Annotated in this window: 11 protein-coding genes and 1 tRNA gene; 4 read left to right on the forward strand and 8 right to left on the reverse strand. The window is 71.2% G+C overall.

What is annotated here, in order from left to right:
* The first annotated feature begins 140 nt into the window (after positions 1-140).
* Positions 141-1,082, forward strand: a complete 942-nt coding sequence (locus ACWC5C_RS34425; protein WP_450881957.1) for a hypothetical protein — start codon at positions 141-143, stop codon at positions 1,080-1,082.
* A 168-nt stretch (positions 1,083-1,250) separates the two neighbouring features.
* On the opposite strand, the gene ACWC5C_RS34430 is transcribed toward ACWC5C_RS34425, so the two are convergent.
* Positions 1,251-1,598 carry a hypothetical protein gene (locus ACWC5C_RS34430; RefSeq protein WP_450881959.1) on the reverse strand — a complete coding sequence of 116 codons (348 nt, stop codon included), beginning with the start codon at positions 1,596-1,598 and terminating at the stop codon, positions 1,251-1,253.
* Positions 1,599-1,719: 121 nt separating this feature from the next.
* Here ACWC5C_RS34430 and ACWC5C_RS34435 point away from each other — a divergent pair, with 121 nt between their 5' ends.
* A complete protein-coding gene (locus tag ACWC5C_RS34435) occupies positions 1,720-1,950 on the forward strand; it encodes a DUF4287 domain-containing protein (RefSeq protein WP_450881961.1) in 231 nt (76 codons plus the stop codon).
* A 140-nt stretch (positions 1,951-2,090) separates the two neighbouring features.
* Here ACWC5C_RS34435 and ACWC5C_RS34440 read toward each other — a convergent pair whose 3' ends face one another.
* Together ACWC5C_RS34440 and ACWC5C_RS34445 are read right to left on the reverse strand one after the other, a co-directional pair.
* On the reverse strand, positions 2,091-2,987 hold the full coding sequence (locus ACWC5C_RS34440) for a Bax inhibitor-1/YccA family protein (protein ID WP_450881963.1): 897 nt from the start codon (positions 2,985-2,987) through the stop codon (positions 2,091-2,093).
* Positions 2,988-3,194: 207 nt separating this feature from the next.
* Positions 3,195-3,277 (reverse strand) — tRNA-Leu (locus ACWC5C_RS34445).
* A gap of 402 nt (positions 3,278-3,679) precedes the next feature.
* On the opposite strand from ACWC5C_RS34445, the gene ACWC5C_RS34450 reads away from it, so the two are divergent.
* Together ACWC5C_RS34450 and ACWC5C_RS34455 are read left to right on the forward strand one after the other, a co-directional pair.
* Positions 3,680-4,462, forward strand: coding sequence for an ABC transporter ATP-binding protein (locus ACWC5C_RS34450; RefSeq protein ID WP_385446910.1), 783 nt, complete (start codon positions 3,680-3,682; stop codon positions 4,460-4,462).
* Positions 4,463-4,536: 74 nt separating this feature from the next.
* Positions 4,537-7,083 (forward strand): ABC transporter permease, encoded by a 2,547-nt coding sequence (locus ACWC5C_RS34455; protein WP_450881965.1) that lies wholly within the window; start codon positions 4,537-4,539, stop codon positions 7,081-7,083.
* An 88-nt stretch (positions 7,084-7,171) separates the two neighbouring features.
* Here the strand turns inward: ACWC5C_RS34455 and ACWC5C_RS34460 are convergent, their stop codons facing one another.
* From ACWC5C_RS34460 to ACWC5C_RS34480, 5 genes are all read right to left on the reverse strand, one after another.
* A complete protein-coding gene (locus ACWC5C_RS34460; protein WP_450881967.1) occupies positions 7,172-8,491 on the reverse strand; it encodes a class I SAM-dependent methyltransferase in 1,320 nt (439 codons plus the stop codon).
* A gap of 193 nt (positions 8,492-8,684) precedes the next feature.
* Positions 8,685-10,073, reverse strand: a complete 1,389-nt coding sequence (locus tag ACWC5C_RS34465; RefSeq protein WP_450881969.1) for an NAD(P)/FAD-dependent oxidoreductase — start codon at positions 10,071-10,073, stop codon at positions 8,685-8,687.
* A gap of 396 nt (positions 10,074-10,469) precedes the next feature.
* A complete protein-coding gene (locus ACWC5C_RS34470; RefSeq protein ID WP_450881971.1) occupies positions 10,470-11,432 on the reverse strand; it encodes a Ppx/GppA phosphatase family protein in 963 nt (320 codons plus the stop codon).
* Positions 11,429-11,971: a DUF501 domain-containing protein gene (locus ACWC5C_RS34475; protein ID WP_450881973.1), complete on the reverse strand. Its 543-nt coding sequence runs from the start codon at positions 11,969-11,971 to the stop codon at positions 11,429-11,431. The genes ACWC5C_RS34470 and ACWC5C_RS34475 overlap by 4 nt, the downstream gene beginning before the upstream one ends.
* 68 nt (positions 11,972-12,039) lie before the next feature.
* Positions 12,040-12,519 (reverse strand): FtsB family cell division protein, encoded by a 480-nt coding sequence (locus ACWC5C_RS34480; RefSeq protein WP_450881975.1) that lies wholly within the window; start codon positions 12,517-12,519, stop codon positions 12,040-12,042.
* Positions 12,520-12,582: the final 63 nt, after the last annotated feature.

Here is a 12,582-nt window from a genome sequence, read left to right on the forward strand (position 1 = left end):
GACGGTGGAGGGCCCCCTTCCGGGCATGGACTTCGGTCCGCTCGGTGACGTCACGCACTGACGCCGAGAGGCGAACCGAGTCAAGCTGAGGTAGGAATTCGGGGGATCGACAGCAACCGGGAGTTACGTCAGTGAGCCCCATGACCCTTGCCCTCCTGCTGGCCGCGGTGGCCGCCACGGCCACCGGCGCCGCAGCACTGCACACCGCGCGCGGAGTGCGGCGGCAGATCACCGAGCTGCGCGCCGAGCTGGCCGCCACGGTCGCCGCCGCCGGGCGGGCGGACCGGTCCGGGGAGGACGCCGTCACGGTGCCCGCCGCCCGCGCCACCCCCGCCGCCGAGATACGGGCGGCCGTCGCCGACGCGCTGGCCGAGGAGCGGGAGCGCGAGCTGGCCGAGGCCAGGGCGTTCTGGGCCGCCCAGGAGGCCCGGGACTCCGCCGGGTCGTCCGACGCCCCGTCGCTGCTCGGCGGGCTGGCCGGGCTCGGCGAGGACGCCCAGCACGACGCGCTCTTCGTACCCCGCCAGGCCGACCTGGCCGGTCCCGAGCCGCTGCTCGGCCTGGACGCGCTGGGCCCCGACGCCCGCGACGCCGCGGAGCAGGACCCCGAGGAGCCGATGGAGCCGATGGAGCTGGAGATGGGCGCCGAGGTGGGCGCGGAGGTCGGCGCGGAGATCGGCGCCGACACGGAGCAGGAGGCCGAGTCCTTCGAGTCGCCCGAGCTGGCCGCCGCGCGCCGCCGCCACCCCTCGCACCCCGACTTCACGCCCTCGCCGCCGATCGCCGACCACGACCGCACCGTGGCCCGGCTGACCGAGCTGGCGGAGGCCCGTACCCCGCTGGCGGACGTACGGCCAGGACCGCTCGGCACGCTCGACGTGTACGTCTTCGCCGACGGCACCACGATCTGCATGACCCCCGGCCACCGGGAGACGGCCGAGCGGCTGGCGGACGCGCTGCGCGAGGGCACCGCCCCGGTGCTGCTCGGCGGCTCGGGCGTCTCGGGCGCGTACGCGCTCACCTTCGGCTGCGGGGACGAGAACGTGTACGTCCTCGCCGACCGCGTCATCGCCTCGCTGTGACGCCGTAGGGCAAGCATCATCCGGTGTGCGCCGTGAGCCCGCGCGCCGCGCACAGCAGTCCGCTCCCCCGGCCCGCCTCCGTACGCCCCCCGCGCCCGTACGCGCCGTACGCCCCGCACGCGCCACGCGCGCCACGGAGGGGCCCAGAGGGGCCCGTACGCACCGCTCTCAGAGGCCGCAGCGCCCGGCCGCCGCCTCCACGAGCGCCACCGCCTCCGCCGCGCGCCCGCTCCCGCCGCTCTCCGCGACCGCGGCGCCACCCGGCGCGCGCTCCAGCGCGTGCACCAAATCATGACCGGCCACCGCGACCTGGTCGGCGATCGTGAACACCCCCGCGTCCGGCATGATCCGCGGCGGCGTCCCGGGCGCCTCCAGACGCTGGGCCCGCACGGACAATTCCCTCGCCAGAGCCAGTCCTTCGGCCGCCGCGCCCTGGCGCAGCCGGGACTGCGGAAGGGAGCGCAGCCGGTCGGCGAGGCGGTCGACGGCACGGAGCAAGGAGGTCGCATCATCCACGCCGAGAGCGTATGCGCCACCGACGGACTGTTGCCAACGGCCGAACACTCAGGCACGGTGAGCTGAAGGACCCCTCCCGGGTGTTCACCCGGGCCCGGAATGGACGCGTCCGGAGGCGCCGATGTCCCAGATCTTCTCCGACGAGACTCACCGGAACCTACTCTCCCGCATCCCCCAATGCACCGGCCGTGACATTGCCGACTGGCTGCGCACGGTAGACGACGGCCCCGCCTTCTTCCGCTTCGAGGAGAAGGTCAGCTGGCTGCGGGGCGAGCACCAGCTCGCCTATGGGCACGCCAAAGCGATCATCCACGAACACGACCTGAGGCGCGCGGCGCGCAAGCTGCTGTAGCCCGCTGCCGCCTGGAGGCAGACGCGTGTACCACAGACGGGCACGACACGAGAGCGGGTTACGTCGCAGACGGCCGAAGGGCCCGCGGAGGCAATCGCCTCCGCGGGCCCTTCGGCTGTTCAGCTCAGCTGTGACAGGGACTAGTCCCTGAAGATGGAGATCAGCCGGAGCAGCTCCAGGTAGATCCACACCAGCGAGAGCGTCAGACCGAACGCAGCCAGCCAGGACTCCTCGCGCGGAGCACCGTACCGGACGCCGTCCTCGACCTGCTTGAAGTCCATCGCCAGGAACGCGGCACCGAGCACGACGCCGATGATCCCGAAGATGATGCCCACCGGACCGGTGCGCAGGCCCATGCCGTCACCGCCGCCGATGGCGGCGAACAGCAGGTTGACCGCCATCAGCAGGATGAAGCCGATGGCCGCCGCGAGCACGAAGCGCTGAAAGCGCGCGTTCACCCGGATGAGCCGGGTCTTGTACGCGGCGAGCACACCGACGAAGACGGCCATCGTGCCGAGGACCGCCTGCATCGGGGCGCCGGACCAGCGCTCGTTGTAGACCTGGCTGATGACGCCGAGGAAGAGCCCCTCGAAGAGGGCGTACCCCAGGATGAGCGCGGGCGAGGCCTTGCGCTTGAACGCCTGCACCAGGCCCAGCACCATCGCGATCAGCGCGGCACCGATGCCCGCGCCGATGGGCAGCTGGGCGATCCACGCCGCCGCTGCGGCGACGATGACCGTGCCCAGCGTCATGCCGGTGCGCATGACGACGTCGTCCATCGTCATCCGGTCGGTCTGCGGACCGGCCGGGGGTGCCCCGTACATCTGCTGGAGCTGCTCGGGCGTCAGGTTCTGCTGGGCACCGGCCGCGTAGGGGTTGCCCGGTGCCTGCTGCTGCTGCGCGTACGGATTGCTGCCCGCGTAGGGGTTGCCCTGGACTGCGGCGGGGCCCCCGGCCTGCTGGGCCGCGCCGAAGCCGGCGTAGCCGCCGCCGCGGCTGAACCCCCGTCGCGAGAAGACCGGGTTGCTGCTCCTCATCTCACTCCTCCATGGCCGCCCTGCGCGACCTTGACTCAAGAGTAATGGGTAAGCAAAGAAAGCACTCTAGTGCCCAGGGAGGATCTTTTCACGCGCGTACGGACAGCGCGAGGTTCCCGCGGAAGCGGGGGCGGGGCCGGACGCGGGCCCTGGTCGCACGATGGGCGACCGGCCACGCACGCAGAGTGCGGCCACAAGATCTGGAGGTGCCCGGAACCGGACTTGAACCGGTACGCCCGCGAGGGGCAGCGAGGTTTAAGCTCGCCGTGTCTGCATTCCACCATCCGGGCAGCGGCTCACCCTGGGACGTACGAAGTGACGTACTTCCCTCCCCATAGGAGAGCAGCACGAGCCTATCCGGGCCGATGGACCCGAACAGCGAATCACCGGACCGAGGTTGTCTTATTTTATTGGCAACTGAGGGCCCATCAGCAGTGGGTCAGGGTACCCGCCGATGCCGGCGCCCGACCGGACCTGCTTATATGCCCTGTGACCCCTTTGACGGCGGATTGACGCAATCTCGATGCCCCCGTTCGGGGGGTCCTCTCCTACCCAAGGAGGACTCCGGCTGACGCGCCTACGACCCGAGTCGCGCGCAGAACCGGAGGAGCGAGGGATCCCGTCCTTGTTTATGGCAAGGACCATGGAAGGACGTCCCGGCCGACCGCACCGCACGACAGGAGCCCCGCACCGTGACCACCACCACTTCCGGCGTCGAGTCCGCCGCCCGTCCCACGACGGCGGCGGCCCGAGCAACGGACCTCTCCAAGGTCTACGGACAGGGAGAGACCCAGGTCGTCGCCCTGGACGCCGTCTCCGTCGAATTCCGGCAAGCCGAGTTCACCGCGATCATGGGCCCCTCGGGCTCGGGCAAGTCCACGCTCATGCACTGCATGGCGGGCCTGGACTCGGTCTCCAGCGGCTCGGCCCGCATCGGCGACGTCGAACTGACGGCCCTGAAGGACAAGAAGCTCACCCAACTGCGCCGCGACAAGATCGGGTTCATCTTCCAGGCGTTCAACCTGCTGCCGACGCTGAACGCGCTGGAGAACATCACCCTCCCGATGGACATCGCGGGCCGCAAGGCGGACCCGGCGTGGCTGGACCGGGTCGTCGAGACGGTCGGTCTGGCCGGGCGGCTCAAGCACCGCCCCAGCCAGCTCTCCGGCGGTCAGCAGCAGCGCGTCGCCGTCGCCCGCGCGCTGGCCGGTAAGCCCGAGATCATCTTCGCGGACGAGCCCACCGGTAACCTCGACTCCCGCTCCGGCGCCGAGGTGCTGGGCTTCCTGCGCAACTCGGTGCGCGAACTGGGCCAGACCGTGGTCATGGTGACCCACGACCCGGTCGCCGCGGCCTACGCCGACCGGGTGGTCTTCCTCGCCGACGGCCAGATCGTGGACGAGCTGATGGACCCGACCGCCGACTCCGTGCTGGACCGCATGAAGCGGTTCGACGCCAAGGGCCGTACGAGCTGACGCGAGGCGCGCGTCCGTCACCGCACGCCGCTGTCGCCTCCGCACTCCCCCTTCCTCCCCTGGACTGAACTCTCATGCTCCGTACCGCCTTGCGCAACGTGCTCGCGCACAAGGCCCGGCTGCTGATGACCGTCCTCGCCGTCATGCTCGGCGTGGCCTTCGTCTCCGGCACCCTGGTCTTCACCAACACCATCTCCGCCGCCTACCAGAAGAGCTCCGAGAAGGGCTTCGACGGCGTCGACGTCGCCATCACCCCGCACAAGTCCGACTCCGGCTCCAGCCTCTCCGGCGAAACGCCGCGGCTGGGCCAGGCGGTGCTCGACAAGGCGGCCAAGGTGGACGGCGCCGCCTCCGCCACCGGCGTCGTCAAGGGCTACTCCGCCCTCTCCGACCGTAACGGCGAGCTGCTCGGCGGCGGCTTCTCCACCCTCGGCGGGAACTACTACCCGGGACCCGACGGCAAGGACCCGCGGTACACGATGACCGAGGGCCACGCGCCCAAGGGGCCGGGCGAGATCGCGCTCGACTCCAAGTCCGCCGAGAAGGGCCGCTACAAGGCCGGTGACAGCATCCGGGTGTCCGTGAACGGACCCGTGCGCACCGAGAAGATCGCGGGCATCTTCACCACCGACGACGGCAATGTGGCGGCGGGCGGCAGCCTCGCGCTGTACGACAACGCCACCGCGCAGAAGCTGTTCGCCAAGCCCGGCCAGTTCGACGAGATCGACGTGAAGGCCGCCCCCGGCACCTCGCAGGCCGCGCTCAAGTCCGCGGTCGACAAGGTCCTGCCGGACAACGCCGAGGCCGCCACCGGCCAGAAGCTCGCCGACGACCAGGCCGAGCAGATCAAGCAGGGCATGAGCAGCATGCAGACCGCGATGCTGGTGTTCGCCGGGATCGCGCTCTTCGTCGGCATCTTCATCATCGCCAACACCTTCACCATGCTGGTCGCCCAGCGCACCAAGGAACTGGCCCTGATGCGGGCGGTCGGCGCGAGCCGCCGCCAGGTGACCCGCTCGGTGCTGATCGAGGCCACGGCCGTCGGCGTCATCGCGGCCGTCGTGGGCATGGCCGCCGGTGTCGGCATCGGCGCCGGGCTGCGCTCGCTGCTCAGCTCCACCGGGGCCACCGTCCCGGACGGGCCCCTGGTCATCGAGCCGACCACGGTGGCGGCGTCGCTGCTCGTCGGCGTCGTGGTGACCGTGCTCGCCGCCTGGCTGCCGGGCCGCCGCGCCGCGAAGATCCCGCCGATCGCCGCCATGAGCAGCGTCCACGCGGCGCCGACGACCCGTGGCCTGGTGGTACGGAACACCATCGGCGCGCTGCTCGGCGCGGCCGGTGTCGCGCTGGTGCTGTACGGCTCCGGCCAGGGCATGGACGGCAAGGGCCCGATGGCGTTCGGCGCCGCGGTCCTGGTGATCGGCGTGTTCGTGCTCACCCCGCTGCTGTCCCGGCCGCTGATCGCGGCGGCCTCGCCGGTGCTGCGGCTCTTCGGGATGTCCGGCAAGCTCGCCCGGCAGAACGCGGTGCGCAACCCGCGCCGTACCGCCGCCACCGCCTCCGCGCTGATGGTCGGCCTCACCCTGATCACCGGCATGACGGTCATCGCGGGCAGCGTCCAGAAGGGCATCGACCAGATGGCCTCGGACGGGCTGAAGTCCGACTACGTCGTCAGCATGGGCGGCGCGGGCGGGGCGCCGCGGCCGCTCTCCCCGGAGGTGGCCAAGACGCTGGAGAAGCAGCCCGAGGTCACCGCGGTCAGCCCGCTGCGCCAGGCCCCGGCCAAGATCGGCGGCGAGACGACCACCCTGTCGGGCGTCAACGCCAAGGCCATCAGCGAACTGGTCGGCGTGGACTTCCTCCAGGGGTCCTTCTCCGGCTTCGGCGGCCAGAAGGCCGTCGTCGACGACAAGACCGCCGACCAGCACGGCTGGAAGGTCGGTTCGGCCATCCCGGTCACGTACCAGGACGGCAGCAGCGCCAAGCTGACCGTGGGCGGTGTGTACGAGGGCAACCAGATGATCCGCGGCGTCATGGCCGACACCGCGACCATCACCCCGCACATGACCACCGTCGCCGACTTCCAGGTGATGCTGAAGACCAAGGGCGGGGCGACCGAAGCCAACAAGGACGCGCTGACGAAGGCGCTCGGGGACAACCCGGCCCTCCAGGTCCAGAACAAGAAGGACATCTCCGACAGCATCGCCAAGCTGTTCACCCTGATGCTGAACATGCTCTACGGCCTGCTGGCCATGGCCGTGATCGTCGCGGTGCTCGGGGTCATCAACACCCTGGCCATGTCGGTCTTCGAGCGGTCGCAGGAGATCGGCATGCTGCGCGCGATCGGCCTGGACCGGCGCGGCATCAAGCGGATGGTGCGGCTGGAGTCGCTGGTCATCTCGCTGTTCGGCGGGGTGCTCGGGATCGGCCTCGGCGTCTTCTTCGGCTGGGCGGCCGGTGAGCTGATCGCCACCGGGCTGACGACCTACGAACTGGTCCTGCCGTGGGGCCGGATGGGTCTGTTCCTGGCGATGGCCGCGTTCGTGGGCGTGCTGGCGGCCCTGTGGCCCGCGCGCCGGGCGGCCAGGCTGAACATGCTGGAGTCCATCAAGGCCGAGTAGTACCGCCTTGGAGTGACCCGAACGGGCCTGACGCGCTTCCCGCGCGTCAGGCCCGTTCTTCTGTGTCTCCGGTCAGCCGCGTCTTCGGTCAGCCGCGCCAGTCGCGGGTCCGCAGCGGCAGCCCGGACGCGCCGCCCTCCGGCGTACGGACGGCAAGGATCTGGTTGACGCCGATCCGGTTGCGTTCGAACGACAGGGCGCAGGCGGCCATGTAGAGCCGCCAGACCCGGGCCCGGCCCGGGGAGGTCAGCCGGACGGCCGCCGGCCAGGACCGCTCCAGGTTGGCGACCCAGCGGCGCAGGGTGAGCGCGTAGTGCTCCCGGATCGCCTCCACGTCGCGCACCTCGAACCCGGCCTCCTCCAGCTGGGTCACGGTCCGGCCGACCGGGGCCAGTTCGCCGTCGGGGAAGACATAGCGGTCGATGAACTCGTCGACGTGGTACGCCTCCTCGTCCCGCTCGGGGCGCCGGGCGATCTGGTGGTTCAGCAGCCGCCCGCCGGGGGCCAGCAGCCGGTGCAGGATGCCGGTGTACTCGGCGTACCGTACGGAACCCACGTGCTCGGCCATGCCGATCGAGGAGATCGCGTCGTACGGACCGTCGTCGATCTCGCGGTAGTCCTGCACCCGGATCTCGACCTTCTCGGTCAGCCCGGCGTCCGCGATGCGCTTGCGGGCGTACGACGCCTGCTCCTCGGAGAGCGTGATGCCGACCGCGCGCACCCCGTACTCGCGCGCCGCGTGCAGCACCATCGAGCCCCAGCCGCACCCCACGTCCAGCAGCCGCTGGCCGGGTTCCAGCGCGAGCTTGCGGCAGACGAGGTCGAGTTTGGCGTGCTGGGCGTCCTCCAGGGTCGCGTCCGGTCTGTCCCAGTACGCGCACGAGTAGACCATCGACGGGCCGAGCACCAGCTCGTAGAAGTCGTTGCCGACGTCGTAGTGGTGGCTGATGGCCTGTTTGTCACGGCGCAGGGTGTGCAGCGGCCCGCGGGTCGACCCGGCCTCCTCGCGCGGCGGGGCCGGGGGCAGCCCGGGACCGGCGAGGGCGACGAGATCGCGGACGGCGTGGCGCACCCTGGGGTCGCGCGCCGCCTTCCACGCCGTGACGAGCCGGGCCGGGCGCCCGGCGGCGGGTTCGTCGTCCCGCTCCCACAGCAGCCCGGCCAGCTGGTCCAGCGCCTCGTAGAGGTCGCCCTCGATCTCCAGGTCACCCGCCACCCAGGCCCGGGCCAGGCCCAGTTCGCCCGGCTTCCACAGCATCCGGCGCAGCGCCCGGCGGTTGCGCAGGATGAGGACGGGGGTGCCGGGCGGGCCGGTCTCGCTGCGGTCCCAGGCCCGGATGCGGAGCGGGAGCGGGGCCCCCAGCGCCTCCTCGGCCAGGGTGGCCAGTCGCACGGCGGCGTCGGTCATGTCGGCACACCTCCATGATGGCGAGTCAGGGAAGATTTACTCACCACGTAAACACCATGGAACCGCCCGGACAGTCCCGCCGACACGTCTGGAATCGGTAAAAAAGCGCACGCGAAGGGCGCCCGCCCCACGGATGGCGGACGCCCTTGGCGTGTGTTCGGTATTCAGCTGTGCTCGGTGCCCGGGGCCGTCGTCAGGACGCCTTGGCCTTCTCCGCGGCGACGTCGGCGGCGGGCTTCTTCGCGGCGGCGGCCGCGGAGACCGGGGCGGCGGCCTCGTAGAACTCCTCGCGGGGGTTCTCCATGGCGCCGAGCGAGACGACCTCGCGCTTGAGGAACATGCCCAGCGTCCAGTCGGCGATGACCCGGATCTTCCGGTTGAAGGTCGGCATCGCCAGACCGTGGTAGCCACGGTGCATGTACCAGGCCAGCCGGCCCTTGAGCTTGATCTTCATCTTGCCGACGACGATCATCGCGACGCCCTTGTGGAGGCCGAGACCCGCGACGGCGCCCTTGTTGGCGTGCTTGTACTCGCCCTGCGGGAAGCCCCGCATGCCCGAGATCACGTTGTCGCCGAGGACCTTGGCCTGGCGCAGCGCGTGCTGGGCGTTCGGCGGGCACCAGGCGCCCTCGCCGCTGGCGAGGTCCGGCACCTGGGCGTTGTCGCCCGCGGCCCAGATGTAGTCGGTGCCCTGCACCTGGAGGGTGGCGCCGGTGTCCACGTGGCCGCGCGGGCCGAGCGGGAGGCCGAACCGGGCGAGCGCCGGGTTGGGCTTGACGCCCGCGGTCCACACGAGGGTGTTGGTGTCGACCTCGAGGCCGTTCTTGAGCACCACGTGGCCGTCGACACAGGAGTTCATCGAGGTGTTGAGGTAGATCTCGACACCGCGCTTCTGCAGGTGCTCCAGGCCCCACTGGCCGAGCTTCGGGCCGACCTCGGGGAGGATCTTGTCGGCCGCGTCGACGAGCACGAAGCGCATGTCCTCGCGCTTCACGTTCGGGTAGTACTTGGCCGCGTCGCGGGCCATGTCCTCGACCTCGCCGATGGTCTCCGCGCCCGCGAAGCCACCGCCGACGAAGACGAAGGTGAGCGCCTTGCGCCGGATGTCCTCGTCCGTGGTGGAGTCGGCCTTGTCGAGCTGCTCAAGGACGTGGTTCCGCAGGCCGATGGCCTCTTCTATGCCCTTCATCCCGATGCCGTTCTCGGCCAGGCCGGGAATCGGGAAGGTGCGGGAGACCGCGCCCATCGCGATGACGAGGTAGTCGAAGGGCAGCTCGTACGACTCGCCGACGAGCGGCTGGACGACGGCGACCTTGCGGTCCTGGTCGATGTTCGACACCCGGCCGGTGAGGACCTCCGCCTTGGGAAGCACACGCCGCAGCGGAACCACGACGTGGCGCGGAGAGATGCTGCCGGCCGCAGCTTCGGGGAGGAAGGGCTGGTACGTCATGTACGAGCGAGGGTCGACGACCGTGACAGTCGCCTCGCCGTACCGCATCTTCTTGAGGATGCGGCGCGCCGCGTACAGGCCTACGTACCCACCGCCTACAACGAGGATCCTGGGACGCTCCGTGGTGCTCATGATTCGAGTATCCAGCACCCCTCGAGGGGGACCTCGTGAGCCCCTTCACAAGCAATGTGGGGGTATCTGCTACACTCCGCCGCCCCCTTGCTGGACGGCATAGCTCCGCCGGGGAACCGGTAACCGGAGCGAGGGGTTCCCAGCCCCGCTGAGCAGCGATAGCCGTTGAACGCGCGAGTAGACCAGAGGGTTCCCGAGCGGTCCGTCGCACCAACCGTTCAGCCCGTGTTCCGGCCGATTTGATGAACACGGTCGCCAATAGCGGCCCTGAGGCGGCCCAGAAGGCGGCCACCAGGCACCTTTTTCATGTGAAGAGTTTCACGAACTCCGTTGGCGAGGGTCCGCGGAAGGCCCCGGAAGGGCCCTCCGCAGCCGCTCAGACGATAACGTCCACGCTCAGGCGATGCTCCAGGCGATGCCGTCGAGGATGTCATGTTCGCTCACGACGACCTCCTCGGCGCCCGTCCGATCCATGATCGCCAACAGCACCAGGGCGCCCGTGGTGATCACGTCGACCCGGCCCGGATGCATCGCGCCGATCGCCGCCCGCTCCGCGTGGGTCGAGGTCAGCAGCTTGGCCGTGATCTCGCCGACCTGACCGGCGTGGACCCGGGCGTGGTGGATCGCGGCCGGGTCGTACTCCGCGAGGCCCAGCGCGATGGCGGCGACGGTGGTGACCGTCCCCGCCAGCCCGACCAGGGTGTGGCCGCCCTCCCCGGGGCGGCAGCCGCCGGTGAGCGGCACGGTCTCCTCGGCGAGGTCCAGCGCCCGCTCGATATCCGCCCTGATGGCCGAGATCTGATCCTCCGTCGGCACCTCGGCGACCCGGCCGTCCGTGACGAGATGCCGCTCCGTCAGCCGGACGCAGCCGATGTCGACGCTACGGGCCGCCCGCACCCCGTCGTCGCCGCTGACGAACTCCGTCGAGCCGCCGCCGAGGTCCACCACCAGGAACGGGCCGCTCAGGTGCTCATGCCCGGTCAGCTCCTTGGTCGCGCCGGTGAAGGAGAACTCCGCCTCCTGGTCCCCGGTGATCACCTCGGGCTCGACACCGAGGATGTCCACGACGCCACGGACGAACTCGTCGCGGTTCTCGGCGTCCCGCGAGGCCGAGGTGGCGACGAAACGGACGCGCTCGGCGCCCAGCGTGCGTATGGCCTCCGCGTACTCCCGGCACGCGGCGAAGGTGCGCTCCAGCGCCTCGGGGGCCAGCCGACCGGTGCGGTCCACGCCCTGGCCCAGCCGGACGATCTTCATCCGGCGGTCCAGCTCGGTCAGCTCGCCCGTGGCCGGGTCGGCGTCGGCGACCAGCAGCCGGATCGAGTTGGTGCCGCAGTCCACGGCCGCGACGCGGGTCATACGGTCTCCTCTTCCTCCGTCGGGGCGCAGGGCGCGACGCACGGGCCCTTGCGCCACCACTCGGGCAGCAGCGCGATCGCCTCGTCGCCGAGCGGGTTGACCCCGGGCCCGGCCGCGAGGGAGTGGCCGACCAGGACGTGCAGGCACTTCACCCGGTCGGGCATGCCGCCCGCGCTCGGGAAGCCCTCCAGCACCTCGATGGCGTCGCGGCGCGCGATGTAGTCCTCATGGGCGGCGCGGTAGGCGGCGGCAAGCTCAGGGTCCTCGCCCAGCCGGGCCGTCATCTCCTTCATCACGCCCTCCGCCTCCAGCGTGCCGATCGCGGACGCGGCGCGCGGGCAGGTCAGGTAGTACGTGGTGGGGAACGGCGTGCCGTCCTCGAGGCGCGGCGCGGTCTCGACGACATCGGGGTTGCCGCAGGGGCAGCGGTGCGCGACGGCGCGCAGGCCGCGCGGGAGGCGGTTCAGCTGCTCCTTGACGGCGGCGATGTCCGCGTCGGTGGGCGCGGTGGGCTCCGTCTGCGGAGGGGGCGTGTCCATGAGGGGAAAGTTCTCTTCGATCGGTGTCGGACCGGGTGCGGCCGTATGCGGCGCCGGTGCGGCGCGTATCAGCGGTCCACGGCGGCGGCCGCCTTCGGCGTGTCCGCCGTGTCCACGGCGTCCCAGAGGTTGGTGTACCAGGGGCGGTCGGCCGCGCCCCGGTCGGTGGAGCGCTCGGCCCTGGCGCCGGGGTCCACCATGCTGAAGCCGGTCTCGCCCGGCATCAGGTAGTGCAGATGCGCGCGGGCCTGCCGCTCGATGTACGCGGGGTCGCGCAGCCGGGCCTTCTGCTCGCTCAGCTTGGCCACCTCGGCGCGCTCGCGCTGGGCCTGGCGCCGCTGGTCGGCGATGTCCGAGCGCTGGGAGACGTACTGCCGCATCGGGTAGGCCAGCGCGACCACCAGGGAGCAGACGACCAGCGCGAGGAGGGCGGCCCGGCCGGTGAGCCGGCTGCGGCGGCGCTTGATCCGGGCACGGTAGACCCGGGCGGCGGCGTGTTCGCCGAGCGCCTTGAGTCTGGTCGCGGTGGAGAACCGATCCGCCGGCACGTCGCCTCCCCGGTGATGACTTCGGTCAAGCAGTGCCCGTCTGAGTTGGGCCGTCCCCGGCCA

The organism is Streptomyces sp. NPDC001700, assembly GCF_053596435.1.